The following is a 26,144-nucleotide window of genomic DNA, read 5'->3' as shown; positions in this document are numbered from 1 at the left end:
GCGCCATGTCAGCTCTCCGGCTCGAACTGCTGGCCGACGGTCTGCTTGGAGCCCTCGAACTTCTGCCCCCAGACCTCGGCGATGGCCTCGGCCGACCAGCCGGTGCCGTCGGCGAACTCGACGACGGTCTCGGTGGGGTGGGTCCACAGCGCCAGCCGGTCACCGCCCACGCCGATGGCCTGGCCGGTGATGCCGGCGGCCTCGTCGGAGGCCAGGAAGGCGACCAGCCCGGCGACGTCCTGGGGCGAGCCGAAGCCCAGCTGCTTGCGGGCGTAGGGCGGCAACGGGTCGCCGTTCTTCAGGGCGGTGACGTAGGGCTCGAGGAAGGGCACGGTCTCGGTCATCGCGGTGGCCGCGACGGGGACCACGGCGTTGACGGTGATCTGCGCGCGGGCCAGCTCCATCGCCCAGGTGCGCACCATGCCGACGATGCCGGCCTTGGCGGCGGCGTAGTTGGTCTGGCCGAAGTTGCCGACCTGGCCGGTGGGGGAGCCGATGCAGATGATCCGCCCGCCCTCGCCCTGCTCGCGCATGCGCACGGCGGCGGCCCGGGTGCAGGTGAAGGTGCCGCGCAGGTGCGTGGTGACGACTGCGTCGAACTGCTCGTCGGTCATCTTCCACAGCGTGGTGTCGCGCAGGATGCCGGCGTTGTTGACCAGCACGTCGAGCCGTCCGAACTCGCCCACCGCCCGGTCGACCAGGGCCTGCGCGGCCTCGCTGGTGCCGACGGGGACGACCTCGGCGACCGCGGTCCCGCCGGCGCTCGCGATGCTGTCGACGGCGGCCTGGGCGACGTCGGCGTCCACGTCGTTGACGACGACGGCGGCGCCGCGGCGGGCCAGCTCCTGGGCGTAGGCCAGGCCGAGGCCTCGGCCCGATCCGGTGACGACGGCGACCTTGCCGGTCAGGTCCACGGGTTCTCCTCGTGACAGGGGGTGGTGCCCGGACCGTAGGTCGGTATCGTGGAGGTTGTCAACGATGGAGGTGCTCATGGTTCACCCGCTGACCGACGACCTGGGGTTCCTGCTCTCCCGGGCCAGCGGGGCCGTCGTCCGGTCGACCAACGCCGCACTCGCCACCCACGGGCTGCGGGTCCGGCAGTACTCGGTGCTGGTCCTGGCCTGCGAGACGCCCGACGGGGTGACCCAGCGCGACCTGGCCGACGTGCTGGGCCTGGACCCCTCCCAGGTCGTGCTGCTGGTCGACGAGCTCGCCGGGCGGGCCCTGGTGGAGCGGCGCCCATCCGAGGCGGACCGGCGCACCCGCCTGGTGGTGGCCACCGACGCCGGCCGCGCCCTGCGGGTCGCCGCCGAGCGCGACGCCACCGCCGCGGTCGAGGGCCCCCTGGGGTTGCTCGCCGAGGCCGAGCGCGACCGCCTGCGCGACGTCCTCACCCGGATCTGGACCGCCGCCGGCTGACCCGCCCCACGCCCGGCCGCTGCGCCGGGGTGCGGGGGGTCAGGCGACGCGGCCGGTGGCGCGCAGCGAGCGCTCCAGGGTGGCGCGGGCGGCCGGGGCCAGGGCGTCGAAGGTGCGCCGGTACAGCGCGGTGCTGGCCTGGGCGGGCCAGTCCGGACCCAGGTGCTCGGCGGGCAGCCCGGGGTCGACCTGCAGCAGGTGCAGCCAGTCCGCGCCCAGCAGCGTGAGCTGGGCCGAGGACCCCGCGACCCGGGGTGGCCGGCTCCAGGTGGCGGCGAACCACTCGTGCGCGGCCCGGACGGCGGGCACGTCCCACGCCCGGTGCACCAGCGCGGTGACGTCGGTGCCCGGCATCGGCTGCGCGGTGAAGGCGTCGGCCAGGCCGGCGGCCTCGCCGAGCGGACCCAGCACGTCGGCGACGTCCACGGTGCCCGGCGCCAGCCACAGCCCGTCGCGGACCCCGCCGAAGCCGGCCCAGGTCAACCGGGTGCGCACCCGGTGCCGCAGGTCGCGGCGGGTCTCGGGCACCGAGTAGCTCAGCAGCGTCCACCCGCCGTCGGGGTGGGCGAACGGGTCGGGCGAGCTGACCCGCGCATCGGCTCGGCGCAGCACGGTCTCCATGCGGGCAGTCAGCGTGTACTCCGCCGTCCGGCCGACCTGGCCGCGGTTGAGCAGGTCGCGGGCCACCATCCGCTGCAGGGTCGCCCGCGCGGCCGCCTCGCCCACGCCGAGGTCGGCCAGCAGGTCCAGCAGCGTCGAGGACGGCAGCGGCGGCAGGTCGGCGTCGAGCACCAGCGCGCCGAGGAAGTTCAGCAGCAGCGCCTGCGGGCGGTGCGCCGGTGCGCCGGCGTCGGCCGCGTCCATCCGTCCCCTCTCGTCCCGGGAATCAGAGCACATCGCGGCGCGGTCAAGAACGTGGGACATGTTCTTGACGGGCGTATACGAAGTCTCTAGCTTCCTCGTGACCTGCACCACTGGTCCCACCCTCCCGGAGGACGCGATGCCGCCCCCGCTGCTGTCCGTCGAACACCTCGACGTCGTCTACGACGGGACGATCACCGCGCTCTCGGACGTCTCGCTGACCGTCGAGCCCGGCCAGGTGGTCGCCGTCCTGGGCTCCAACGGCGCCGGCAAGACCTCGCTGCTACGGGCGGTCTCCCGCTCCCTGCAGCCCTACGGCGGCACCGTCACCGGTGGCGCCGTCCGGTTCGCCGGCCAGGACCTCGCCGGCACCGACGCCGCCGACGTCGTCCGCCGCGGCCTGGTGCAGGTGCCCGAGGGACGGCGGATCTTCCGCGACCTCACCGTCGCGGAGAACCTGCGCGCCGGTGGCTACACGGTGCGGGACGCCAGGGCACGCGCGCAGGCCCGCGACCGGGTGTTCGACCTGTTCCCGATCCTGGCCGAGCGGCGCGACCAGCCCGGCGGCCTGCTCTCCGGTGGGCAGCAGCAGATGCTGGCGATGGCCCGCGCGCTCATGGTGAGCCCCCAGCTGCTCCTGCTCGACGAGCCCTCCCTGGGTCTGGCCCCGCTGCTGGTGGACCAGATCGGCGAGATCGTCACCGAGATCAACAAGCAGGGGACGGCGGTGCTGCTCATCGAGCAGAACGCGGTCATGGGCCTGCGGGTGGCCGACGCCGCCTACGTGCTGGAGACCGGCCGGGTCACCGCCGCGGGGACGTCGGCCGAGCTGTCGGCCAGCGACGAGGTCCGGGAGCGCTACCTGGGGGTGGCCGCCCCCGTGGTGGAGACCGAGACCGTGCGCGGTGAGCCGGCCATCGCCACCGCGCAGCCCCCGCAGCAGCTGCGGGTCGAGGGCCTGACCGTGCGCTTCGGCGGCATCACCGCGCTGTCGGAGGTGTCCTTCACCGTCGAGCCGGGCACCGTGCACGCCCTCATCGGCCCCAACGGCGCGGGCAAGTCCACCCTGGTCAACGTGCTGGGCGGGGCCTACCGGGCCACCGAGGGCAGCGTGCACTACGGGGACGCCGAGCTCACCGCACTGCGCTCGGACAAGGTCGCCGGACTCGGCGTGGCCCGCACCTTCCAGAACATCTCGCTGGCGCTGGAGGACACCGTCGAGGACAACCTGCTCGTCGGCCGGCACCGGTTGATGCACCGCGGCCTGCTGCCCGGTGCGCTCAAGCTCCCCGGCGCACGCCGCGAGGAGCGCGCGCACCGGGAGACCGTCGCCGGCATCGCCGAGCTGCTGGGCATCGCCCACCTGCTGCGCACCCCGGTGCACACGCTGGCCTACGGCGACCGCAAGCGGGTGGAGATGGGCCGGGCACTGGCCGCCCGGCCTTCGTTGCTGCTGCTGGATGAGCCGGTGGCTGGCATGACCCACGGGGAGAGCCAGGACATGGCCGACACCATCCGCCAGGTCCGCCGTGACCTCGGCCTGTCGATCGTGCTGGTCGAGCACGACATGCCCTTCGTGATGGGGCTGGCCGAGCAGGTGACGGTGTTGGACTTCGGCAAGAAGATCGCCGAGGGCACCCCGGCGCAGGTGCAGCGCGACCCCGAGGTGCTGCGCGCCTACCTGGGTGCCTCGGCCGCAGGGGACGCAGCGGCATGAGCTACTTCTTGGAGCAGGTGCTCAACGGGTTGTCCTACGGTTTGGTGTTGAGCTTGATCGCGGCCGGGTTCGCGATCGTGTTCACCTCCACGGGGGTGTTGAACTTCGCGCACGGGTCGATCGTGCTGCTGGGTGCCTACCTGGTCGCCGTGCTGCACGAGGGCATCGGTTTCTGGCCCGCGGTCCTGGTGGGGCTGGCCGGGGCGGCGCTGGTCGGGGTGTCCATCAACGCCGTCCTGGTGCGCAACCTGGCCGACAAGGGGCCCGACACCGCGGCGATCCTCATGCTGGGCGTGGACATCGTGCTGCTCACCGAGCTCACCCGCCGGATCGGCAACCAGGTGCTCACCCTCGGGGCGCCGTGGGGTGCCTCGGTGGTGCGCCTGGGGGACATCTCGCTGCCCACGGGCCGGGTGCTGGCCGCCGGCGTCACCGTCGTGGCCTTCGCCGGGCTGTGGTACCTGTTCTCCCGCACCGATCTCGGGGTGGGCATGCGGGCCGCGGCCGCTGATGGCCCGACGGCGTCGCTGATGGGCATCCGGTTGTCCCGGACGGCGGCCACCGGGTGGGCGCTGGCCGGGGTGCTGGCCGCGGTGGCCGGGGTCTTCCTGACCTCCTTCCCCGCCCCCGGCGTCGCCCCGACGGTGGCGCTCAGCGCGCTCGCGGCCATCCCCGCCTGGGTGCTCGGCGGCTTCGACTCGGTGCCCGGGGCCGTCGTCGGCGGCCTGGTCATCGGGCTGACCAGCGCGCTGGTCACCGGCTACGAGGCGCAGCTGGAGCCCTTCCTGGGCACCGGGTTCGGCGAGGTCGCGCCCTACGTCGTGATGATCGTCGTCCTGCTCGTGCGGCCCTCGGGCCTGCTGGGCAGCAAGGAGGCCGTCCGTGTCTGACCTGCCCAAGAAGCTCGCCGGGCTGGCGCTGCTGCTCGTCGCGCTGGCGCTGCCGTTGGTGCTGACCGATTTCTGGTTGCAGACCGGGTTGTTCGTGATGGCCACCGCCATCGGTGCGGTCGGGCTCACCCTGCTGGTGGGGGTCGCCGGGCAGTTGTCCCTGGGGCACGCCGCGTTCGCCGCCATCGGGGCCTACGTCTACGCCTGGACGTCGGGGGAGACGACCGGGAGCGTGGCCGGCCTCGGCCTGCCGCCGGTGGTGGGCCTGGTGCTCGGGGTCGGGGCGGCCGCGCTGGTCGGTGCCGCGTTCTCCCCCGTGGCGGGTCGGCTGCGCGGGATCTACCTGGGTCTGGCCACCCTGGGGCTGGTCTTCGTGGTGCGCCACCTGGTGGTCAACCTGGAGGACTGGACCGGCGGGTTCGTCGGCCGGTCGGTGCAGTCCTTCGCGCTGGGTGGTTTCAGCTTCAGCAACCGCGACCCGGACTACCTGGCGGTCGCGGGTGTGGAGTTCGAGGGGCTGCACCGGCTCTGGTACCTGTTCCTCGCCCTCGCGGTGGCCGCGGTGTGGCTGGCGGCGAACCTGCGCGGCAGCCGCACGGGCCGGGCCTGGGCCAACGTGCGCGACTCCGAGACCGCCGCGGCCGCGATGGGCATCGGCGTGGCGCGGGCCAAGGCCGCGGCCTTCGTCGTGTCCTCGGGCTACGCCGGGCTGACCGGGGCGATGCTCGCGCTGGCCTACGGCCGGGTGGCGCCGGACGTGTTCTCCCTCACCGCGTCCATCGACTTCCTGGTGATGATCGTGCTCGGCGGGCTGGGGTCGGTGGCCGGCGCCGTCGTGGGCGCGGTCTTCGTCACCTCGCTGCCCCTGGTGCTCGCCCAGTACAGCTCGTCGCTGCCGTTCCTGGCCGCTCCCGGGTCCGGGGGCCTGGAGGCCTCGACGGCGTCCCGGATCGTCTACGGGCTGGCCATCATCGCCGTCCTGGTCTTCGTGCGCGGCGGGCTGGCCGGGCTCGTCCGCCGACGCCTCACCCGGTCGGCAGCCCCGTCCGCAGCCCGCACCCCCGTCGACGACGGCCAGCCGGCCGCCGTCAGCCCACCCAGGTCGAAGGAGACCACCCGATGAAGCACCTGACCCGCGCCGGCACGACGTCCTCGGTGGCGCTCGCCCTGCTCGCCCTGGCCGCCTGCAGCACGACGGCCCCCGGCGCCGAGGGCGGTGGGGGCGGTGGGGACGTCGCGACCGGCAACGGGGTCACCGACTCCCAGATCACCGTCGGCATCCTCACCGACCTGTCCGGGCCCTTCGCCGCCGGCGCGGCCGTGCAGCTGACCCAGGCGCAGGCCTACTGGGAGCAGGTCAACGCCGACGGCGGGGTGTGCGACCGCGACGTCGTCGTCGACGTGCAGGACCACGGCTACGACCCGCAGCGGGCGGTCACCCTCTACCGGAGCATGGCGCCCGACGTCGTCGCGCTGCAGCAGGTGCTCGGCAGCCCGACCAGCGCCGCGGTGCTCCCGCTGGCCGAGGCCGACGACCTCTACGTCGGCGGGGTCGGCTGGGCCGGTTCCACCCTGCAGTACTCGAACAACCAGCTGCCCGGCGCCTCCTACGCCATCCAGGCCGCCAACGCCGTGGACTACCTGGTCGACGAGCTCGGCGTCCCCGAGGGGTCCAGCGTCGGCATCGTGTACTTCGCCGGCGACTTCGGCGGGGACGCCCTGGCCGGGGCCGAGCACGCCGCCGAGGAGCGCGGCGTGGAGATCGTGGCCCAGGAGATCACCCCGCAGGTCACCGACCTGTCCGCGCAGGCCTCCGCGCTGGCCCAGGCCGGGGTCGAGGGCGTCCTGCTGGCCGCCGCGCCCACCCAGCTGGCCTCGCTGGCCGGCGTGCTGTCCGCGCAGGGGGCCGACGTGCCGGTGATCGGGATGACCCCGACCTTCAACCCCTCGCTGCTGACCACCCCGGCCGCGGACGCGCTGCTGGCCAACGCCTACTCGATCACCGCCGTGTCGCCCTACGCCAACGACGACTCCCCGGGCGTGCAGGCCGCCGACGAGCTGTACGCCTCGGCCGACCCCGACGGCGCCACCGGCTGGGAGGTGCCGCTGGCCTACGTGCAGGCCGAGCTGCTCAAGCAGGCCCTCGAGGGTGCCTGCGACGCCGGTGACCTGACGCCGGAGGGCGTCGTCGCCGCGCTGCAGGACAGCTCCTCGGTCGACACCGAGGGGCTGCTGCCCGACGGCCTGGACTACTCGAACGCCGGCCAGTCGCCCACCACGACCGTCTTCGTGTCGAAGGTGAGCGCGGACGTCGACGCCGGCCTGCAGCTGCTCGACCAGGTCAGCGGGCCCAGCGCCGAGTCCTTCTCCTACGGCGGCTGACCGGTGCCCGCACTCGTCACCAGCGAGCTGCGGGCGCCGGCCACCGGCCCGGCGGACGGCGTCCTGGGCGACGTCCTCCGCCGGGCCGCCGAGCTGGGGCCGGGCGACGTCCTGCTGACCACCCCCGCGACCGGGGAGCGGTGGACGGCGGCGCAGCTGCTCGCCGACGCCACCGCCCTGGCCGCCGGTCTGCTGGACGCCGCCGGGCCCGGGGCGCGGGTGGCCACCTGCCTGGCCAACGGCCCGGCGCCGGTGCTGGTCCAGCTGGGCGTGGCCCTGGCCGGGCAGACCCTGGTGCCGGTCAACCCGCGCTCGCGCCCGGCCGAGGTCGAGCACGCCGTCGCCCTGTCCGGGGCGTCGCTGGCCGTCGCCGACCCCGGGACGGCGATGGCCGGGCTCCCGGTGGTGGAGGACTGGCGCGCGCTGCTGGCCGAGCCGGTCGAGCTGCCGGTGGTCGCGCCGGGTGACCTGGCCCAGGTGCAGTTCACCTCCGGGACGACCGGCCGGGCCAAGGGCGTGCGGATCACCCACGCCGGCATGGTGGCCACCGGCGCGGCGTTCGCCGACCGGCTCGGCCCGTCGGCGGGCCGGGTGTGGTGCAACCCGATGCCGCTGTTCCACACCGCCGGCAACGTGCTCGGCGTGGTCGGCGCGCTGTGGGCCCGGGCCGACCAGGCGGTGCTGCCCTTCGCGCCCGGGCCGGTGCTCGAGGTGCTCGCCGCGCACCGGGTGACGATGCTGTCGGCCGCACCGACGCTGCTGGACCTCATGGTCGCCGAGGGCGTCCCCGACCTGCCCGACCTGGCCGTGCTGTTCACCGGCGGGATGACGGTGACGCCGGGGTTCGTCGACCGCGTGGAGGCCGCCTTCGGCGCCCGGTTGGCCACCACGTTCGGCATGACCGAGACCTGCGGGTGCGCGCTGATGAGCGGTCCCGGCGACCCGGACGAGGTCCGGCGCGGCACGGTGGGCGGGCCGGTGGCCGGTACCGAGGTGCGGATCTGCGGGCCGGACGGCGCCGCGGTGCCGGTCGGCGAGCCCGGCGAGCTGTGGGTGCGCGGGGCGCGGCTCACCGACGGCTACCTCGACGACCCGGTGGCCACCGCCGAGGCCATCGACGCCGAGGGCTGGCTGCACACCGGAGACCTGGCCACCATGTCCCCGGCCGGGGGCTGCCAGGTGGTCGGCCGGCTCAAGGACATGATCAAGACCGGCGGGGAGAACGTGTCACCGGTGGAGGTCGAGGAGACCCTGACCGCGCACCCGGGCGTGGCCCGCGCCGCCGTCGTCGGCCGCCCGGACGAGCGCTGGGGGGAGCTCGTGGTGGCCTTCGTCGTCCCGGCCGGTGCCGACCTCGACCCCGCCGAGCTGGAGACCTGGTGCCGGGAGCGGCTCTCCCCGTTCAAGGTCCCGCGCCGCTGGCACACCGTGGACGACCTGCCGATGACCCCGTCGGGCAAGGTCCAGCGCGCCCTGCTGCGCACCTCCGCCGCCGAGGGATGACCCGGGCCGGCTGTGGCCCGGGCGCGGCTGTGGCTCCGGGCGGCTGTGGCCTGGGTTGACCCACCCGGGCGGGCGTTGGTCCCTGCCGTGCCGCGGATCAACGCTCGCCCGTGCGGGTCGAGCCGGACGGCGGCCCACCCACCCGGTCGTCGGCGCGGACGAGCCACCCGTCGTCCACGGTGACCTGCTCGCGCACCCGGCCGGCCGCCCGCGGCACCGCGCGGAAGGTCCGCACAGCCGGGCCGGGAACCGCCTGCAGCGCCCGGATGCAGGCCACGTGCTCCCGCCACGGACGCGGGGCGAAGTCGGCCAGGGCCAGCCGGACGAACCGGACGCCGGCCGCCCGCAACCGGTCCTCGGCGCGCTTCTCCCGCCAGACCTCGTCCCGGCCGGTGCGCCCGTAGGTCCCGTCGACGTACTTCAGCCGCCCGTCGAGCATCACCGCCAGGGCCGCCTCCTCGTCCCACCCGTCGGCGACCAGGTACTCGCCGTCGTGCCACAGCTCGACCTGCGGGGTGAAGGGCCGCAGGTCGGCGGCGTCCCACTCCAGACGGCCCTTGGTCTCCAGCCACGACTCGGCCCGGCCGTCGGCCAGCGCCACGGCGCGGACCGCCCGCGGGATCCCGGGCACGCTCGCCCGGGCCGCCAGCACCGCGGCGAGCTCGGCGGTGGTGACCAGCCCGCGGAGCAGGGCGGCGTCCACGGCGGCGACCGCGTCGACGACGGTCCGGTCGCGGGCCAGGTCGACCAGCGTGCGGGCCGGTGAGGTGAGGTCGTAGGCGCCTCGCCGGACGACGTCCCCGGGCGGGAGCGCGGCGCGGGTCATCCGCCACCCCCGACCGCTGCGGTAGCGGTGCGGGTCCACCAGCTGCACCGTGGCCGTCGCCCCGCGGGGCTGCGGCAGGCCCCACACCCAGGCGGCCGACTCGCCGGCCAGCGCCGTGGTCGGCCGGTCCAGCGAGGCCAGGACGGCGAGTGCGTCCAGGCCGTGCCGCCGTCCGGTGGCCTCCACCTCGGCCAGGTCGGCGCGGGCGACGAACACCCCGGTGCGCAGGCGGACCCACCGCCCGGCACGGACCTCGGTGCGCACCTCGGTCTCGGTCACCCCCGCCGCGTGCAGGTCGGCCGTGGTGAGGATGCCCAGACGGGAGCGGGCGCGGGCATCGGCGGCGAGCGGGAGGGCGGTCATGGCTGCCACGGTGGATCGGCGACCGGCCGGCCGGGCGGGCGCCGACCGATCTGTGGACAGCGCCCGCGGTATGGACGACGGCCGCGCGCACTGTGCTACCGACGCCGGGTCCACCACCCCGCCGAGGGTTTCCACGCGGCACGGCGCGGGCCCACGCCCGCCGCGCCGGGTTGACCCAGGCCACATGCACCTTCCGCATTGCGGAAGGTGCATGTCGCCGGTGCGTGACCGGCGCCACCATGGAGCGCGTCACCGACGATGCCCGGGAGGGACCGCATGACCTCGATCGTCCGCAACCAGTGGTACGTCGCCGCCTACGGGCGCGAGATCGGGCGGGAGGTGTTCGGCCGCACCATCTGCGGTGAGTCGATCCTGTTCTGGCGGCGCGAGGACGGTTCGGTCACCGCGATGAGCGACCGCTGCGTGCACCGCCGCTTCCCGCTGTCGGAGAAGCCCTCCCACCTCGTCGGCGACACGGTGGTCTGCGGCTACCACGGCTTCACCTACGACGCCGACGGCAAGTGCGTCGCCGTCCCCGGCCAGACCCGGGTGCCCCGCACCGCCCGGCTCAAGAGCTACCCCGTGGTCGAGCAGGACTCCTTCGTCTGGGTGTTCATCGGCGACGACGACCGCAGCGACTCCGTGCCCGTCCCGCGTGCCCCGTGGCTGGACGCCGAGGGCTACACCACGGTCAGCGGCATGGAGCCCCTCGCCGCCCGGGCCAGCCTGCTGGTGGACAACCTGATGGACCTCTCGCACGAGACCTACCTGCACGGCGGCTACATCGGCACCCCCGAGGTGGCCAACACCCCGATCACCACCGAGGTCGACGAGGACGCCCAGGTCGTCTACGTCTCCCGGCACATGGACGACGCGGACTGCCCGCCCTTCTACGCGACGTCCACCGGCATCCAGGGCCGCATCGTGCGCTGGCAGGACATCGAGTTCCACCCGCCGTGCCTCTACCTGCTGCACAGCCGGGTGGCCCCGGTCGGCGTGCTGCCCCACGAGGACGGCAGCGACCCCGACGGCTTCCACGTCGAGGTGGTCTACGCCATCACCCCCGAGACCGAGCACTCGACGCACGACTTCTGGGCCGTGGCCCGCGACTTCGCGCTCGAGGACGAGGGCGTGAGCGACTTCCTGCGCGAGAGCAACCGCACGGTCGTGCTGCAGGACGTCGTGGCCCTCGACGCGCTGGAGCGGGTGCTGGCCGGCGAGCCCGACGGCTACCAGGAGCTGTCGATCAACATCGACACCGGTGGCCTCGCCGCCCGCCGCATCATCGCCGCGCAGGCCGCCGCCGGTGCCGAGCAGGTCCCCGAGAGCCCCGCGGTCCTCTCCACCCGATGATCACGGACCCCAGGACGTCGCACGGCGGCGTGTCGCGCGCACAGGTCCGTGATCACGGCGGGAGGGAGCAGCGGTGAGGACGGTCCCGGAAGGCCCGACGGTGACCCCCACCCGGGTGCTGGGCGGGGATCGGGTGACGCGGGTGGCCTGGCTGCCCGGCAGCGACCGGCTGCTGGGGGAGTGCTCCTGCGGTGCGCGCGCCGAGGGGGGCGACCCCATCGGCATGTGGCAGTGGCTGCTGGCCCACCCCGACCACCCTGCGCAGGTCGCCGAACCCGACGCCGGCGCGGCCGCGGTGCACGTGCCGCCCCCGCACCGGGTCGTGCGGCCCGAGCAGGCCGCCGGTCCCCGGACGCCGCTCCGGTGACCGCGGTCCAGCCGTCCCCGACCGCCGCCGGCGAACACGAGGCGCAGCTCACCGTGGGCCGGCGCACCGACGGCGCCGAGGGCGTCGTCGTCCTGGAGCTGGTCGACCCCACCGGGGCCGACCTGCCCGGCTGGACCCCGGGTGCGCACGTGGACCTGCTGCTGGCGCCGGACCTGGTGCGCCAGTACTCCCTGTGCGGCGACCCGGCCGACCGGACCCGGTACCGCATCGGCGTGCTCCGCGAGGAGGCCGGGCGCGGCGGGTCGGCGCACGTGCACGAGCACCTCCACGAGGGGGCGCAGGTGCCGGTGCGGGGCCCGCGGAACAACTTCGAGCTGGTGCCGGCCGACCGGTACGTCTTCGTCGCCGGTGGCATCGGCATCACCCCGCTGCTGCCCATGGCCGCCGCCGCCCGCGCCGCGGGGACGCCGTACGAGCTGCACTACGGCGGGCGCAGCCGGCGCTCGATGGCGTTCCTCGAGGAACTCGAGGGCACGCTGCACCCGCAGGACGAGGTGGGTCTGCTCGACCTCGACGCGATCCTGGCCGACCTGCCCGAGGGCACGCGGGTCTACTGCTGCGGCCCCGAGCCGCTGCTGGCCGCGGTCGAGCAGCGGGTACCGGCCGGCAGGTTGCACGTGGAACGCTTCGCCCCCAAGGACGTCGGCGAGCCCGTGCGTACCGACTCCTTCGAGGTCGAGCTGTCGCTGTCCGGGACGACGCTCACGGTGCCGCCGGACCGCAGCATCATGGCGGTGCTGCGCGAGAACGGCGTCGAGGTGCTCAGCTCCTGCGAGGAGGGCACCTGCGGCACCTGCGAGACCGGGGTGCTCGAGGGCGAGGTCGACCACCGCGACTCGCTGCTCACCCCCGACGAGCAGGCCGCCAACGACGTCATGTTCGTGTGCGTCTCGCGCGCGGCCTGCCCCAAGCTGGTGCTGGAGCTGTGACACTGCCGCGGTGAGGACGGCGAACGGCAAGCTGCTCGCCGTCCTCGACGCCTTCGCCCGCGACCGGCCGCGCCTCACGCTCTCCGAGGTGGCCCGGGCCGTCGGGGTGCCCCTCTCCACCGCCCACCGGCTGGTCGGCGAGCTGGTCGCGTGGGGCGGGCTGGAACGCGACGAGGACGGCGGCTACCGCGTCGGCCTGCGGGTGTGGGAGCTGGGCGCGCTGGCCCCGCGCGGGCTGGGCCTGCGGGAGGCGGCGCTGCCGTTCATGGAGGACCTGTACGAGGTCACCCACGAGAACGTGCAGCTGGCCGTGCGCGAGGGCCACGAGGTGCTCTTCGTCGAGCGGTTCGCCGCCCGGGGCGCGGTCACCGTGCTGACCCAGGTGGGTGGCCGGTTCGCGCTGCCGCCCACCGGGGTCGGGCTGGTGCTGCTCGCGCACGCCCCGGCCGAGGTGCAGGACGCCGTGCTGGCCGCGCCGCTGACCCGGTACACGCGGCACACCGTCGTCGACCCCGCCCGGCTGCGCGCGCTGCTGGCCGAGGTGCGCCGCACCGGGCACGCGGTCAGCGACCGGCAGGTGACCGACGACGCCGTGTCGGTGGCGGCGCCGGTGCGGCAGCGGGGCACCGTCGTCGCGGCGCTGTCCATCGTGGTGCGGGGCGGGTCGCCGTCCGTCGTCCGGCCCTACGTCAACGGTGTGATGGCCGCCGCACGGGGGATCAGCAGGTCGTTGGGCGAGTAGCGGTTGGCGCCGGACCGGGTCGGGCAGGTGCCGGTGTGCTCTCCGCCCTGCGCCGCCGCCTGGACCACCTCGTCCGCCGGCTGGACGCCGACCGCTACCTGTTCGTCGTGCTGCTGGGCTTCGGCGGGTCGATCGTGCTCACCCGCCTCTACCTCGAGCTGACCGGGTACCCGACCGTCGGCGGGGACACCCTGCACATCGCGCACGCGGTGTGGGGCGGGCTGCTGCTGTTCGTGGGCGGCCTGCTGCCGCTGGCGCTGGCCAACCGCTCGGCACTGCTCGCCGCGGCGTGGGCCACCGGCATCGGCGCCGGGCTGTTCGTCGACGAGGTCGGCAAGTTCATCACCACCGACAACGACTACTTCTTCCCGGCGGCCGCGCCGGTGGCCTACGCGGTGTTCGTGCTGGCGTTGTGGCTCTACGTCCGGGTCCGCGGCCGGCGCGACCAGTCCCCGGCCTCGCAGCTGCACGCGGCGCTGGAGCTGCTGGGCGACGTGGTGGACCGCGACCTCTCCCGCGCCGACCGCCACGAGCTGGACCGCCGGCTGGCCTCGGCCGCCCGCTCGGACACCCCGCGCATCTCCCGGTTGGCCGGGGACCTGCTGGAGCTGACCCGCAGCGGCGACCTCGACGGCGGGGTCACCGAGCCGGGCCGGGTGCGCCGGCTGGTCACCCGGCTGGACCGCTTCGCCACCCGGCACCTGTCCGGCACCCGCCTGCGCCGGGCCACCGCCGGGGCGCTCGGCCTGCTCGGGGTGGTCGCCGTCGCCGACCTCGCCGTCGTCGTCCTCATCGGGCTGGACCTGCGCGACGGGACCGTGACCGACCTGGCCGAGGCCGCGAACTCCTACGCGCGGGTCAGCATCGAGGACGGCCTGGGGACGGCGCTGCTGCTGGCCCGGGTGGGCCTGGACGTGGTGGTCGGGGTCGCGCTGCTGGTGGCCGCGGTGCAGCTGCTGCGCGGCCGGGACCGCCGGGGGGTGGAGATCGGGCAGGGCGCGCTGCTGGTGTCGCTGACCCTGGTCAACGTGCTGCTGTTCTACACCGACCAGTGGGTGGCGTCGGGTGCCGCGGCGACCGAGCTCGTCGTCCTCGGGTTGGTCTGGCGCTTCCGCCGGGAGGCGCTCAGCGAACCGGACGGACGAACGAGTTCAGCTGGCTGGTGATCACCTTCGGGAAGGTCTCGAACGCGGCCGCCCGCTCGGGCGAGGCGTTGTAGACGGCCTCGACCTCGCGGAACCGGGCCTCGTCCCCGTCGAGCTCCACCGACCACACGAACGCGTCGTTCTGCTCGTCGGCCCAGGCCTCCAGCACCCGGAAGCCGAACTGCTCGCGCACCGGCACGATCGTGGGGAACCACGCGAGGAAGTCGGCCAGCCGGCCCGGCTCGACGGCGTAACGGCGCAGCTGCACGGTGGTGGTCACGTGCGGCAGTCTGCCGGGGCCGTCACCGGCCCCGGCAGCCGGCTCAGGCGGGCGGCCCGTAGAACTGCAGGTCGTTGCCCTCGGAGTCCTTGAACGGGGCCAGCCGGCCCCACGGGTGGTCGGAGATCCCGCCGGTGAACTCCACCCCGGCGCCGCGCAACCGCTCGACCTCGGCGTCGAGGCCGCCGTCGGGCTCGAAGGTGATGACCGCCCCGCCGTCGGCGTGCCGCGCCGTCCCCTCGCGGGCGTTCAGGCCGATCATCAGCCCGCCGGCGTCGAACTCGCTCCACTCGTCGGTGACCTTGCCCTCGCTCAGCCCCAGGGTGTCCCGGTAGAACGCGCGGGCACGCTCCATGTCGTCGACCGGCACCCACACGCTCGCCACTCCGCTGGCCATGTCCTGCTCCTCTCGTCGCGTCCTCCGCACCTGCCCGTCCGGTGGGCGGCGCAACCGTCGGGAACACTGGCGGCATGGCCGACCGCAGCTGGGGCTTCCGCACGCGTGCACTGCACGCCGGGGGGCAGCCCGACCCCACCACCGGTGCCCGCGCGGTGCCCATCTACCAGACCACCAGCTACGTCTTCGAGGGCGCCGACGACGCCGCGGCGCTGTTCGCGCTGCAGAAGTACGGCAACGTCTACAGCCGCATCGGCAACCCGACCGTCGCCGCGTTCGAGGAGCGCATGGCCTCCCTGGAGGGTGGGCTGGGCGCGGTGGCGACGTCGTCGGGGCAGGCCGCGGAGTTCCTGACCTTCGCCTCCCTGGCCGGGGCCGGTGACGAGATCGTGGCCTCGGCGAACCTCTACGGCGGGACGATCACCCAGCTCGACGTGACGCTGCGCCGGTTCGGCGTGTCGACGACGTTCGTCCGCGGCACCGACCCCGCCGACTACGCCGCCGCCATCACCGACCGCACGAAGCTGGTGTTCGCCGAGGTGGTGGCCAACCCGGGCAGCGAGGTCAGCGACATCTCGGGCCTGGCCGACGTGGCGCACGCCGCGGGCATCCCGCTGGTGGTCGACGCGACGACGGCCACGCCCTACCTGTGCCGGCCGATCGAGCACGGGGCGGACGTCGTCATCCACTCGGCCACCAAGTTCATCGGCGGGCACGGGACGACGATCGGCGGCGTGGTCGTCGACGCCGGGACCTTCCCGTGGGCCAACGGCCGCTTCCCGCAGATGACCGAGCCGACGCCCTCCTACGGGGGCCTGTCCTGGTGGGGCAACTTCGCCGAGTACGGGTTCCTGACCAAGCTGCGCAGCGAGCAGCTGCGCGACATCGGGGCGGCGCTCTCCCCGCACAGCGCGTTCCTGCTGCTGCAGGGCGTGGAGACCCTCCCGCAGCGGATGCGCGAGCACGTGGCCAACGCCCGGCGGGTGGCCGAGTGGCTGGAGGCCGACGACCGGGTGGCCTGGGTGCGGTACTCGGGCCTGCCCTCCCACCCCTCGTACGAGCGTGCGCAGCGGTACCTGCCCGAGGGGCCGGGCGCGGTGTTCAGCTTCGGGGTGGTCGGCGGCCGCGAGGGCGGGCGACGGTTCATCGAGGCGGTGCAGCTGTGCAGCCACCTGGCCAACATCGGCGACGCCCGCACCCTGGTGATCCACCCCGGCTCGACCACGCACGGCCAGCTGTCGGCCGAGCAGCTGGAGACCGGCGGGGTGTCGGCCGACCTGGTGCGCATCTCGGTCGGGCTGGAGGACGTCGAGGACATCCTGTGGGACCTCGACCAGGCGCTCACGGCGGCCACGAAGTGACCCGCCCCGGACCCACCGCGGGCCAGCGGCAGGAGATCCTGGACCGCACCCGCACCGTCGCGGTGGTGGGCGCCTCGGACAACCCGTCCCGCGCCTCCTACTTCGTGGCCACCTACCTGCTGGCCAGCACCGACTACGAGGTCTGGTTCGTCAACCCGCGGGTGGAGGAGATCCTGGGCCGGCCGGTCTACCCCTCGCTGGCCGACTGCCCCGGGGTGCCCGACCTGGTCGACGTCTTCCGCCGGCCGGCCGACCTGCCCGGCGTGCTCGACGAGACGATCGCGGTGGGGGCGCGCACCTTCTGGCTGCAGCTGGGCCTGTCCGACGACGCCCTGGCCGAGCGGGGCGAGGCGGCGGGCCTGGACGTGGTGATGGACCGCTGCCTGAAGATCGAGCACGCCCGCTTCCACGGGGGCCTGCACCTGGCCGGCTTCGACACCGGCGTCATCACCTCCCGCCGCCGCCCCCGCCGCTGACCGCCCCCGCCCGGCTGGCCCCCCGCCCCGCTGTATCCCCCGCCCCGCTGGCCGCCCCCGCCCCGCTGGTCGCCCGCGGCCGGCTGCACCGGGGGGTGGCCGGACATCCTTGACTGTGGCCGGCCGTTGCCCGGTGCGCAGACCGTGCAGGATGTCCGGCTACCCCGCTGCCTGCTTCCCCGGACACCGCCGTCACGGGGCTGCGCCACCGACGTTGTCCAGGGCCCGCCAGAGCCACCCGTCGTCGGCGCGCACCCCGCCGCGCACCCTCCCGGTGGCCCGCGGGTGCTCGCCGAAGTCCCGGCTGCTCGGCCCGCCGGCGGTGAGCTCGCGCAGGATGCGGGCCTTCAACTGGGACCACCCGCGGGTGAGCATCTCGTAGGTGATCCGGACGAAGCGGATGCCCACGGACCGCAGCAGGTCCTCGACCCGCTTCTCCTCCCGGAGGTCGGCCGGGGTGGTGAGGACGTACTTGGACATGCCGTCGAACTCGATCGCCAGAGCGGCTCCTGCGTACCACCCGTCGACCACCTTGAGCAGTTCGCCGTCCAGCCAGATCTCCACCTGGGGGACGAACGGCGGCAGGCCCCCGGCGGCGAAGGCCAGGCGCCCGCAGGTCTCCAGCCAGCTCTCCGCCCGCCCGTCCGCGAGCTCGAGCACCCGACGGACGGCCGGCGTCCCGGCGACGGTGGCGTGCCGGGCCAGCACCTCCAGCAGCTCCTCCTTCGTGGTCAGCCCCCTCAGGAGTGCGGCATCGGCCGCGGCGACCGCGTTCACCTCGCTCCAGGAGCGGGCGACGTCCACGACCGTCCGTGCCGCCGTCGTCACCGCGTAGGCACCGCGGGTGGTGACCTCCTCCCGCGGCAGGGACGACCGGTGCAGCACCCAGTCACCGCGGCGGCCGCCCCGGGACGCGGGGTCGACGAGGTGCACCAGGTCGGCTGCACCGGCGCGCCTGGCCGGGCGGGGGAGAGCCCAGACCCACGCGGCCGTGTCGAAGCCGAAGGGGGTGCCGGCCGGGGCGACGGCCTCGGCAACGGCGAGGGCGTGCAGACCGGGCAGCCGTCGGGTGCGCTCCACCTCCGCCCAGTCGGCCGCCCGCACGTAGGCACCGGCGCGCACGCGGCGCAGCTCACCGCGCCGGACCGCCGCGGCGATCTCGCGGTCGGTCACCCCGTGGGCCAGGAGGTGGCTGCGGGTCATCAGGCCGAGGCGGCGGCGTGCGGTCTCGCGGGTGACGAGCGGGAGGACGAGGGACACGGGGCCACCCTGGTGCCGGAGGACCGTCCCGGGACCGCTCCGGCGCGATCTGTGGACGGGCGTCGCGGCTGTGGACACCAGCGATGGCCCTCGTGGTAGGCCACCCGGCCCACGGGGTGGCCCGACATCCCTCACGGTCGCCGGCCGTTGCCCGGTGCGCACACCGTCAGGGATGTCCGGCCACCCCGGGTTGCCCGGGTGCTCGGGGCCGGGTGGCCGGCGGGTGGCTACCGGGTGGCCACCGGGCGGCCCGGGTGGCGCGCGGCGGGGAGGATGGCGGGCGTGCCGCACACCTCACCGACCGACGGGTGGACCACCTGCGCCCTGGGCCACCGGCACTGGGGGTTGGTCGGGGCGGCCGGGTTGCTGGTGCACCGCCCCGGGCCGGCCGGGACCGAGGCGTTGCTGCAGCACCGCGTGGAGTGGAGCCACCACGGCGGTACCTGGGGCACGCCGGGCGGCGCGCTGGACCCCGGCGAGACCCCGGCCGACGGCGCGCTCCGCGAGGCGCGGGAGGAGCTCGGCCTGCTGCCCGGTCAGCTCACCCTGGGTGCGCAGTCCGTCGACGACCACGGGGGGTGGAGCTACACCACGGTGCTGGCGGTGCCCACCGGCGAGCTCGACCCGTCGTCGCTGGTGCTCAACCGGGAGAGCACCGCGGTGGCGTGGCTGCCGCTGGCCGCCCCCGGCGTCGAGCTCCACCCCGGGCTGGCGGCGAGCCTGTCGGCGCTGCGCGCGCTCATCGGCTGAGCAGCCTCGACCAGCCGCACCCGCGCCGGCACGAAACCGGTGCGCCGCTGGTGGTACCGGGTGCCGGCCGGGGTGAGCAGCATCGAACCGGAGACCACCAGGAGGTGCACGTCCGCGGCGAGCAGGTGCTCCACGACGGCCAGGTGCAGCAGCGAGCGCAGCGCCGCGCCGGCCGGGTTGCCCGGTGCGGTCACCAGGGTGGCCAAACCGGCGACCTGGGCGTCGAGCACCAGCTCGGCCAGGCCCACCGCCTCGCCCTCGGCCGTGCGGGCCACCAGCATCCGGGTGCCCACCTCCTCGAGGTCGCGCTCCAGCACCATCGCCGCCGGGTCCTGGTGACGCAGCCGCGCCACCACCTCGACGGCGGCGCGGCGCTCGTCGTCGGTGGTGACCGGGGTGCACGTCAGCCCGGCCTTCCTGGCCCGGGTCACGTTCGTGCGCAGCGCCTGGCGCGGCCGCCCGGACAGGTGCTCCGCCGTGGTGGCGGGCAGCTGCAGCACCGCAACCGGCCCGCGGTCCCAGACGGCGACGCGGGCGTCGCCGCCGAACCAGCGGCGCAGCTCGGTGCCGGTCGCGCCCCGGCCCAGCGGCAGCTCGACGACGGGCAGGCTGCGCAGCACCCGCAGCGTGGCGGCCAGGCCTGCCCGGGCCCCGGCGCTGCCGAGGGCGGTGCGGGCCTTGGCCACCGGGCCGGGCGCCCGGTGGACGGCCGACGCCCACTGCGCGGCGGCCTCCACCGCGCCGTCCTGCGGCCAGTCGGAGGTCCTCCGCATGCTGTCCACCTGCTGCGCCATGCCGCCCGACCCCCTCCGCGACCTGCCGGACACCCCGGAGGCGCGCTGACCGTAGGGGCCGAACCTGGTGATTCCCTGGCGACACGCGGTCGTTCCGTTCCGGCATGATCGCCGCGTGGTCAACCGTGCCGCCCGGGTGTTCTGGGGTGTCCTCGCCGCCGTCGTCGTCCTGTCGGTGCTCACCGAGTTCGGGCGGGCGGTGTCGGGGGCGAACGTGCTGGTGCCCGCCGAGGACCCCGGCGCCGGCACGCGGGTGGTGCGGTTCTGGAGCTACTTCACGATCCAGAGCAACGTGCTCGTCCTGCTGTCGGTGCTGCCGCTGGTGCGCGACCGGCAGCACGACGGACGCTGGTGGCGGCCGCTGCGGCTGACCGCGCTGCTGGGGATCGTGGTCACCGGGCTGGTCTACGCCGTGGTCCTGGCGCCGACGCTGCACCCCACCGGGCTGGGCGCGGTGACCAACGCCGGCCTGCACTACGTCGCGCCACCGCTGACCCTGCTGGGGTGGCTGCTGTTCGGCCCCCGCCCCCGGGTGACCTGGGCGACGGTCGGCTGGGCGATGGTCTGGCCGCTGGCCTGGATCGGCTACACGCTGGCGCACGGCGCGGTCAGCGGGTGGTACCCCTACCCGTTCCTGGACGTCGGCCAGCTCGGCTACGCCGCGGCGCTGCGCAACACCGGGTTCGTCGCCGTCCTGGCGCTGGTCCTGCTCTCGCTCTTCCGCCTGCTGGACCGCCGGTTGCCGGTCACGGGTCCACGGTGACCGCGACGAGGCGGTGGTCGCCCACGTCGAGCTGACGGACCTCCGGGTCGCGGCCACGGCTGCCGTGCAGGGCGAGCACGTGGTCGAACTGCACCTTGGGGTCCGGGGCCGGCCAGGTGCGCCCGGCGACGAGTCGGCGCCCCCCGGTGACCAGCGCCGAGAGCGACCCGCCCAGGTTCAGGTCCCCGGTGACCACGACCGGGCCGGGCAGGTCGGCGACCCAGCGGTGCACGCGGCGCAGCTGCCGGGCGGCGGTCGGCGCGGCGAAGGACAGGTGGGTGGCCACGACGGTGAGCCCGTCGAGCTCGGCGGCGACGGCGGCGCGGGGCTCGTCGGGGAACCACCACAGCCGGCGCCCGCCGGTGCGGGGGTCGGGGGCGACCAGCGGCAGCTTGAGCAGGCCCGGCTCCAGGTGCAGCACGTGCCAGCGATGCACCGGCACGCGCGAGACCAGGGCGATGCCGTAGTGCGGGCCGCCCAGCATGCCCTGGTCGAGGACCGGGTCGACCCGTGACCACGACGCGAAGGGGTCCGGCGTCCCGGCCAGGGTGGGGGCGAACCGCCAGTCCAGGGCCCCGAGTGCGTCGGCGACGACCGCCGGCTGGTGCACCCCGTGCGAGCGCGGCTGGTCGATGTCGACCTCCTGCAGCGCCAGCACGTCGACGTCGAGGCCGGCCAGGGCGGCACCCAGGGCGGCGCCGTCGACCGACCGGCCGCCGGCACCCCGGCCGGAGGCGATGTTGACCGAGCCCACGCGCACCGACCCAGCGTGCCGGTTCGGCGCAGGTCCGGCGCGCCGATCGCGTCTGGCCGGCGCCGGGCCGGGTAGGGGGAGGCGATGACGACGGTCGGCGAGCACGTGGTGGCACGGCTGGGGGAGTGGGGCGTCCGACGCTTCTACGGCTACCCCGGCGACGGGATCGGCGGCGTGATGAGCGCCCTGCGCAAGGCGGTGGACGCCGGCGACGCCGAGTTCGTGCAGGTGCGGCACGAGGAGACCGCCGCCTTCGCCGCCTGCGCGGACGTCAAGTACGGCGGCTCGCCGATCGGCTGCGCGGTGGTCACCAGCGGCCCGGGCGCCATCCACGCGCTCAACGGCCTCTACGACGCCAAGCTCGACCACGTCCCGGTGGTCGCCCTGCTCGGGCACACCGCCCGCAACGCGCAGGGCAGCGGCTACTACCAGGAGGTCGACCTGCTGAACCTGGTCAAGGACGTCGCCGGGGCCTACGTCGCCCAGGTCAGCGAGCCCAGCCAGGTGCGGCACGTGGTCGACCGCGCGGCCCGCATCGCGCTGGCCCACCGCACGGTCACCGCCGTCGTCCTGCCCAGCGACGTGCTGGTCGAGGACGCCGTGGTGGAGCCGCCGGACGCGCACGGCTACGCGCACACCAGCGCCGTCCCCAGCACGACCGCGACCGTCCCGCCGGCGGCGGCGCTGCGCGAGGCCGCTGCCCTGCTCGACGGCTGCGAGAAGGTGGCGGTCCTGGCCGGCGCCGGGTGCCTGGGCGCGACCAGCGAGCTGACCGCGGTCGCCGACCGGCTGGACGCCGGGGTGGCCAAGGCGCTGCTGGGCAAGGCGGTCCTCGACGACCGGCTGCCCTGGGTGACCGGCTCGATCGGCCTGCTCGGCACGCGGGCCAGCTGGGACCTCATGCGCGAGTGCGACGGCCTGCTGATCGTGGGCTCGACCATGCCCTACTCCGACTTCTACCCGGCCCCCGGCCAGGCCCGGGCGGTGCAGATCGACATCGACGGCGCCAACTGCGGCCTGCGCTACGACACCGACGTCAACCTGGTCGGCGACGCCCAGCAGACCCTGGCCGCGCTGCTGCCCCTGCTGCGCACCGACCGCGACGGCAGCTGGCGCGAGCAGGTCGGGCAGTGGACCCATGCCTGGCGCGAGCAGTCCGCGGCCCGGGTGCGGGCGAAGACGCACGAGCTGAATCCCGAGCTCGTCGTCCGGGAGCTGTCGGACCGGCTGCCCGACGACGCGATGCTCGCCGTCGACTGCGGGACGGCGACCAGCCACTTCGCCCGGGACGTCGACCTGCGCCCGGGCATGCTGGCGAGCCTCTCGGGCACCCTGCTGTCGATGGGCGGCGGGCTGCCCTACGCCATCGCGGCCAAGACCGCGCACCCCGACCGACCGCTGTTCGCCCTGGTCGGCGACGGCGCGATGCAGATGAACGGGGTCAACGAGCTCATCACGGTCAGCCGCTACTGGCAGACGTGGGAGAACCCGACGTTCGTCGTCCTGGTGCTGAACAACCGCGACCTGTCCTTCGTGACCTGGGAGATGCGGGCGATGGTCGGTGACGTCCCGTTCGCCGAGAGCCAGGACCTGCCCGACGTGCCCTACGCCGACTGGGCCAGGCTGCTCGGGATGGGCGGGCGGCGGATCTCCGAGCCCGGCGAGGTGGCCGGGCTGTGGGAGGAGGCGCTGGCCGCCGACCGGCCCTTCGTGGTGGACGCCGTGGTCGACGCGAACGTCCCGCTCATCCCGCCGCACCTGACCCTGGAGCAGGTGGTCAACACCGCGAAGTCCCAGCTCAAGGGCGACCCGGCGGCTCCGCTGGTGATCGCCGACGGTCTCCGCGAGGCGGTGGGCGCCCCGGCGAGGGGGCTCTGGCACCGGGCGAAGGACGCGATCACCGGCGGGTAGCGTCCCGGCCGTGAGTGCACTGGACGGCGTCTCGGAGACCTTCGACCCCGCCGCGTGGACCGACGTCCCCGGCTTCGAGGGGTTGACCGACCTCACCTACCACCGCGCGGTGGACGGCGGCGTCGTCCGGGTGGCGTTCGACCGGCCCGAGGTGCGCAACGCCTTCCGGCCGCAGACGGTGGACCAGCTGCTGCAGGTCCTGGAGCACGCGCGGCTGGACACCACGGTCGGCTGCGTGCTGCTCACCGGCAACGGGCCCAGCCCGAAGGACGGCGGCTGGGCGTTCTGCTCGGGCGGTGACCAGCGGGTGCGCGGCAAGTACGGCTACGAGGCCGGCGCGGGGGTGAGCGGGCGGCTGCACATCCTGGAGGTGCAGCGGCAGATCCGGTTCATGCCCAAGGTGGTCATCTGCGTCGTGCCCGGGTGGGCGGCCGGCGGCGGGCACAGCCTGCACGTGGTCAGCGACCTCACCCTGGCCAGCGCCGAGCACGCCCGGTTCAAGCAGACCGACGCCGACGTGGGCAGCTTCGACGGCGGCTACGGCTCGGCCTACCTGGCCCGGCAGGTCGGCCAGAAGTTCGCCCGCGAGGTGTTCTTCCTGGGCGAGGAGTACTCCGCGACCGACGCGCACCGCATGGGCATGGTCAACGCCGTCGTCCCGCACGCCGAGCTGGAGGCGAAGGCGCTCGCGTGGGGCCGCACGGTCGTCGCGAAGAGCCCCACCGCGCAGCGGATGCTGAAGTACTCGTTCAACCTGCCCGACGACGGCCTGGTCGGCCAGCAGCTGTTCGCCGGGGAGACCACCCGGTTGGCCTACATGGCCGAGGAGGCGGTCGAGGGCCGCGACTCGTTCCTGGAGAAGCGGCCGGCGGACTTCTCCCGGTTCCCCTGGCATGTGTGACTCTGCGTGGGCCAACGCGACACGGTGCGCAACAGTGAGGTGTGACACACACACAATGGACGCGTTCGGTCGTTGTGGTGACTCCACTTGAACGTGCACCATGCCCGTGTGACCCCCGCCGACCACACCGTCCGAGCCGAACCGAGGTCCCCCGGACGCCCGCTCAGCTCGGAGCTGTCCGACCAGCTGCTCACCGTCGCGGTCGACATCCTGGCCGACGACGGGTGGGGCCGGCTCAACAGCGACCGGGTCGCCGCGCGGGCCCGGGCCGGCAAGGCCGGCATCTACCGCCGCTGGCCCACCATGTCCGCCCTCGTGCGCCACGCGGTGAGCGGGTTCGACCTGGTGCCCCGCCCCGCCGACACCGGCTCGCTGCGCGGTGACCTGCTCCAGCTGATGCAGCCCTGGACCCGCCCGCTCGACCGGCAGGAGCGCGCCGTCGCCGGCCTGGTCGGGGCCGCCCGGCACGACGACGACCTGCGAGCCGGGCTCGAGGCCGCCGTCGTCCGCCCGCTGGCCGGGGTGGTCGACGAGCTGCTGGACCGGGCCGGGGCGCGCGGCGAGGCGGTCACGCCGGTGGGGCGGCGACTGCTGGGGCAGCTGTTGCTGGCCCTGTGGTGGGACCGCTACACGGCGTTCGCCGAGCCGGTGCCCGCCGACGAGCTCGACGCCCTCGTCGACGGCGCCTTGATGCCGGTGCTGGCGGTCGACGCGCGCTGAAGGCCCGGTTGCATCCGCCGCGCGGCCACCAGGTCGGGGGGCAGGTGCTGCTCGAGCTGCGCGACCCGGGCCATGCCGGTCGGGGCGTCCGGGGCGTCGGCCACCTGCCCGAGGCCGGCCAGGACGGCGGAGAACGTCGTGCGGCTGAGCTGTCGCCAGTGCGCCCGCTCGGCCTCCACCGCGCGGTCCACGGCCGGTGACGGGCAGGGCTGCTGCGGCTGCCCCGCGCGCCACTGCTCGTTGAGCACCACCTGGGCCGAGGTGATCAGCACCCCGCTCAGCAGCTCGGCGGTCATGCAGACGCCGGGCAGGTCGCCGAGCTGGTCGACCCAGGCCTCGTGCAGGGCAGCGGCCAGCTCGCCCTCCGCGTGCCGGAACAGCTCGCGCTGGCGCAGGGTCAGGGCGGGGCTGGCCAGGACCGTCTCGACGTAGCGGGCGACCGCGGGCCGGCGCAGCAGCCGGGGGACGTAGAGCACGTGGTGCTCGAGCCAGGCGTGCGCGGTGGTCACCGCGCCGGTGCCGGCGCCGCGGGCCCGCACGGCGGCGGCCGCCCCGTGCGCCCACCAGTCGCGCCCGTCGAAGAAGAGGTCCTCCTTCGTCGGGAAGTGGTTGAAGACCGTCTGCACCGCCACGTCGGCGGCCTCGGCGACGTCGGCCACGGTGACCGCGTCGAAACCCCGCTCGGCGAACAGCCGGTGGGCCGTGCGGCGCACCTCGACGCGGGTGCGGGCCTTCTTGCGGGCCCGGCGGTCGGCGAGCACGTGCGGCATGGCGTGCAGGATAGGGCTGCGTGGGAGCGCTGTCACATGTCCGAGCCGGCCCAGTCCGCCGACACCGCCTGGGCCCAGGCCCGCAGCAGCGCGGGCAGGTCGACGACGTCGAGGTCGGCGGCGACGTCGGCGACGGTGGTGCGCCAGGCCGGCGGCCGCCGGGGCTGCACCGGACGGCGGGCGCCCTCCCCGAGGGCGGCGCGCAGGGCCCGCACGGCCTCGGCGTCGTCGCCGTGCTGGGCGTCGTAGGCCAGCTGGGCCAGGTCCAGCAGCGCTGCGGCGCGCAGGTCGCTGGGGGCCTCGTCGCGCAGGCCGCGCACGGTGACGTCGAACAGCCGCGTGCAGGCGGGGGAGGCGCCGGGGTGGCGGGCGTCCAGGCCCGGGGAGACCGCCAGCACCGCTCCGCAGCCGGGGCAGCGGGACACCAGGGTCTGCGGGGCGGGCAGCGGCGGGGACCCGTCGGTGGGGCTGGCGGGAGGCACCCGACGA

Annotated in this window: 27 protein-coding genes; 18 read left to right on the top strand and 9 right to left on the bottom strand. The window is 75.1% G+C overall.

The features are described 5' to 3' along the window. Positions 1 to 8: 8 nt before the first annotated feature. The gene (locus tag TEK04_RS14205; RefSeq protein ID WP_336405001.1) at positions 9 to 914 is read right to left on the bottom strand and encodes an SDR family oxidoreductase; all 906 of its coding nucleotides are present in this window, start codon (positions 912 to 914) and stop codon (positions 9 to 11) included. Positions 915 to 990: 76 nt separating this feature from the next. Here TEK04_RS14205 and TEK04_RS14200 point away from each other — a divergent pair, with 76 nt between their 5' ends. After that, a complete protein-coding gene (locus tag TEK04_RS14200) occupies positions 991 to 1,419 on the top strand; it encodes a MarR family winged helix-turn-helix transcriptional regulator (RefSeq protein ID WP_336405000.1) in 429 nt (142 codons plus the stop codon). Positions 1,420 to 1,458: 39 nt separating this feature from the next. On the opposite strand, the gene TEK04_RS14195 is transcribed toward TEK04_RS14200, so the two are convergent. After that, on the bottom strand, positions 1,459 to 2,283 hold the full coding sequence (locus TEK04_RS14195) for a PaaX family transcriptional regulator (protein WP_336404999.1): 825 nt from the start codon (positions 2,281 to 2,283) through the stop codon (positions 1,459 to 1,461). A 136-nt stretch (positions 2,284 to 2,419) separates the two neighbouring features. Here TEK04_RS14195 and TEK04_RS21390 point away from each other — a divergent pair, with 136 nt between their 5' ends. From TEK04_RS21390 to TEK04_RS14165, 5 genes are read left to right on the top strand one after another with little or no spacing between them, the layout of a single operon-like run. Continuing rightward, positions 2,420 to 3,997: an ATP-binding cassette domain-containing protein gene (locus tag TEK04_RS21390; protein ID WP_432277345.1), complete on the top strand. Its 1,578-nt coding sequence runs from the start codon at positions 2,420 to 2,422 to the stop codon at positions 3,995 to 3,997. Next, a complete protein-coding gene (locus TEK04_RS14180) occupies positions 3,994 to 4,887 on the top strand; it encodes a branched-chain amino acid ABC transporter permease (RefSeq protein WP_336404998.1) in 894 nt (297 codons plus the stop codon). The genes TEK04_RS21390 and TEK04_RS14180 overlap by 4 nt, the downstream gene beginning before the upstream one ends. After that, positions 4,880 to 6,010, top strand: a complete 1,131-nt coding sequence (locus tag TEK04_RS14175; RefSeq protein WP_336404997.1) for a branched-chain amino acid ABC transporter permease — start codon at positions 4,880 to 4,882, stop codon at positions 6,008 to 6,010. The genes TEK04_RS14180 and TEK04_RS14175 overlap by 8 nt, the downstream gene beginning before the upstream one ends. Beyond that, on the top strand, positions 6,007 to 7,269 hold the full coding sequence (locus TEK04_RS14170) for an ABC transporter substrate-binding protein (RefSeq protein WP_336404996.1): 1,263 nt from the start codon (positions 6,007 to 6,009) through the stop codon (positions 7,267 to 7,269). Before TEK04_RS14175 ends, TEK04_RS14170 begins: the two co-directional genes overlap by 4 nt. A 3-nt stretch (positions 7,270 to 7,272) precedes the next feature. Continuing rightward, positions 7,273 to 8,772 (top strand): class I adenylate-forming enzyme family protein, encoded by a 1,500-nt coding sequence (locus TEK04_RS14165; protein WP_336404995.1) that lies wholly within the window; start codon positions 7,273 to 7,275, stop codon positions 8,770 to 8,772. Between the two features lie 97 nt (positions 8,773 to 8,869). On the opposite strand, the gene TEK04_RS14160 is transcribed toward TEK04_RS14165, so the two are convergent. Next, positions 8,870 to 9,961 carry a type IV toxin-antitoxin system AbiEi family antitoxin domain-containing protein gene (locus tag TEK04_RS14160; protein WP_336404994.1) on the bottom strand — a complete coding sequence of 364 codons (1,092 nt, stop codon included), beginning with the start codon at positions 9,959 to 9,961 and terminating at the stop codon, positions 8,870 to 8,872. 276 nt (positions 9,962 to 10,237) lie between these two features. Between TEK04_RS14160 and TEK04_RS14155 the strand changes: the two genes are divergently transcribed. The 5 genes from TEK04_RS14155 (at position 10,238) to TEK04_RS14135 (ending at position 14,539) form a co-directional block, all read left to right on the top strand. Further along, complete coding sequence (locus TEK04_RS14155; RefSeq protein ID WP_336404993.1) at positions 10,238 to 11,314, top strand: Rieske 2Fe-2S domain-containing protein; 1,077 nt, start codon at positions 10,238 to 10,240, stop codon at positions 11,312 to 11,314. Between the two features lie 73 nt (positions 11,315 to 11,387). Next, positions 11,388 to 11,681 (top strand): hypothetical protein, encoded by a 294-nt coding sequence (locus tag TEK04_RS14150; RefSeq protein ID WP_336404992.1) that lies wholly within the window; start codon positions 11,388 to 11,390, stop codon positions 11,679 to 11,681. Next, a complete protein-coding gene (locus tag TEK04_RS14145) occupies positions 11,678 to 12,631 on the top strand; it encodes a PDR/VanB family oxidoreductase (protein WP_336404991.1) in 954 nt (317 codons plus the stop codon). Before TEK04_RS14150 ends, TEK04_RS14145 begins: the two co-directional genes overlap by 4 nt. 10 nt (positions 12,632 to 12,641) lie before the next feature. After that, positions 12,642 to 13,373 carry an IclR family transcriptional regulator gene (locus TEK04_RS14140; protein ID WP_336404990.1) on the top strand — a complete coding sequence of 244 codons (732 nt, stop codon included), beginning with the start codon at positions 12,642 to 12,644 and terminating at the stop codon, positions 13,371 to 13,373. 35 nt (positions 13,374 to 13,408) lie between these two features. After that, on the top strand, positions 13,409 to 14,539 hold the full coding sequence (locus tag TEK04_RS14135) for a hypothetical protein (RefSeq protein WP_336404989.1): 1,131 nt from the start codon (positions 13,409 to 13,411) through the stop codon (positions 14,537 to 14,539). On the opposite strand, the gene TEK04_RS14130 is transcribed toward TEK04_RS14135, so the two are convergent. Together TEK04_RS14130 and TEK04_RS14125 are read right to left on the bottom strand one after the other, a co-directional pair. Next, positions 14,499 to 14,798, bottom strand: a complete 300-nt coding sequence (locus TEK04_RS14130) for a hypothetical protein (RefSeq protein ID WP_336404988.1) — start codon at positions 14,796 to 14,798, stop codon at positions 14,499 to 14,501. The two genes, TEK04_RS14135 and TEK04_RS14130, sit on opposite strands and share 41 nt — an antisense overlap. 43 nt (positions 14,799 to 14,841) lie before the next feature. Then, positions 14,842 to 15,195: a VOC family protein gene (locus TEK04_RS14125; protein WP_336404987.1), complete on the bottom strand. Its 354-nt coding sequence runs from the start codon at positions 15,193 to 15,195 to the stop codon at positions 14,842 to 14,844. Between the two features lie 74 nt (positions 15,196 to 15,269). Between TEK04_RS14125 and TEK04_RS14120 the strand changes: the two genes are divergently transcribed. After that, positions 15,270 to 16,556, top strand: coding sequence for an O-acetylhomoserine aminocarboxypropyltransferase/cysteine synthase family protein (locus TEK04_RS14120; RefSeq protein WP_336404986.1), 1,287 nt, complete (start codon positions 15,270 to 15,272; stop codon positions 16,554 to 16,556). Continuing rightward, positions 16,553 to 17,032, top strand: a complete 480-nt coding sequence (locus TEK04_RS14115; RefSeq protein WP_336404985.1) for a CoA-binding protein — start codon at positions 16,553 to 16,555, stop codon at positions 17,030 to 17,032. Before TEK04_RS14120 ends, TEK04_RS14115 begins: the two co-directional genes overlap by 4 nt. A 192-nt stretch (positions 17,033 to 17,224) precedes the next feature. Here the strand turns inward: TEK04_RS14115 and TEK04_RS14110 are convergent, their stop codons facing one another. Beyond that, positions 17,225 to 18,292 carry a type IV toxin-antitoxin system AbiEi family antitoxin domain-containing protein gene (locus TEK04_RS14110; RefSeq protein WP_336404984.1) on the bottom strand — a complete coding sequence of 356 codons (1,068 nt, stop codon included), beginning with the start codon at positions 18,290 to 18,292 and terminating at the stop codon, positions 17,225 to 17,227. 198 nt (positions 18,293 to 18,490) lie between these two features. Between TEK04_RS14110 and TEK04_RS14105 the strand changes: the two genes are divergently transcribed. Beyond that, a complete protein-coding gene (locus TEK04_RS14105; protein ID WP_336404983.1) occupies positions 18,491 to 19,042 on the top strand; it encodes an NUDIX domain-containing protein in 552 nt (183 codons plus the stop codon). Between the two features lie 909 nt (positions 19,043 to 19,951). After that, entirely contained in the window at positions 19,952 to 20,599 is a 648-nt protein-coding gene (locus tag TEK04_RS14100; RefSeq protein WP_336404982.1) for a Pr6Pr family membrane protein, read from the top strand. Here the strand turns inward: TEK04_RS14100 and TEK04_RS14095 are convergent. Further along, positions 20,583 to 21,359 carry an endonuclease/exonuclease/phosphatase family protein gene (locus TEK04_RS14095; protein WP_336404981.1) on the bottom strand — a complete coding sequence of 259 codons (777 nt, stop codon included), beginning with the start codon at positions 21,357 to 21,359 and terminating at the stop codon, positions 20,583 to 20,585. The two genes, TEK04_RS14100 and TEK04_RS14095, sit on opposite strands and share 17 nt — an antisense overlap. Before the next feature lie 78 nt (positions 21,360 to 21,437). Between TEK04_RS14095 and TEK04_RS14090 the strand changes: the two genes are divergently transcribed. The 3 genes from TEK04_RS14090 to TEK04_RS14080 all read left to right on the top strand — a co-directional run bounded on the left by TEK04_RS14090 (position 21,438) and on the right by TEK04_RS14080 (position 24,885). Further along, positions 21,438 to 23,264 carry a thiamine pyrophosphate-requiring protein gene (locus TEK04_RS14090; protein ID WP_336404980.1) on the top strand — a complete coding sequence of 609 codons (1,827 nt, stop codon included), beginning with the start codon at positions 21,438 to 21,440 and terminating at the stop codon, positions 23,262 to 23,264. Between the two features lie 10 nt (positions 23,265 to 23,274). Further along, entirely contained in the window at positions 23,275 to 24,165 is an 891-nt protein-coding gene (locus TEK04_RS14085; protein WP_336404979.1) for a 1,4-dihydroxy-2-naphthoyl-CoA synthase, read from the top strand. Between the two features lie 108 nt (positions 24,166 to 24,273). Continuing rightward, positions 24,274 to 24,885, top strand: coding sequence for a TetR-like C-terminal domain-containing protein (locus TEK04_RS14080; RefSeq protein ID WP_336404978.1), 612 nt, complete (start codon positions 24,274 to 24,276; stop codon positions 24,883 to 24,885). Here TEK04_RS14080 and TEK04_RS14075 read toward each other — a convergent pair. Continuing rightward, complete coding sequence (locus TEK04_RS14075; protein ID WP_336404977.1) at positions 24,792 to 25,655, bottom strand: TetR/AcrR family transcriptional regulator; 864 nt, start codon at positions 25,653 to 25,655, stop codon at positions 24,792 to 24,794. The two genes, TEK04_RS14080 and TEK04_RS14075, sit on opposite strands and share 94 nt — an antisense overlap. Before the next feature lie 32 nt (positions 25,656 to 25,687). Further along, on the bottom strand, positions 25,688 to 26,137 hold the full coding sequence (locus tag TEK04_RS14070) for a DUF5946 family protein (RefSeq protein WP_336404976.1): 450 nt from the start codon (positions 26,135 to 26,137) through the stop codon (positions 25,688 to 25,690). Positions 26,138 to 26,144: the final 7 nt, after the last annotated feature.

The sequence above is a fragment of the Klenkia sesuvii genome (assembly GCF_037083825.1).
In the GTDB taxonomy this organism is placed as follows: Bacteria; Actinomycetota; Actinomycetes; order Mycobacteriales; family Geodermatophilaceae; genus Klenkia; species Klenkia sesuvii.
This window is presented reverse-complemented; position numbering and strand designations above follow the sequence as displayed.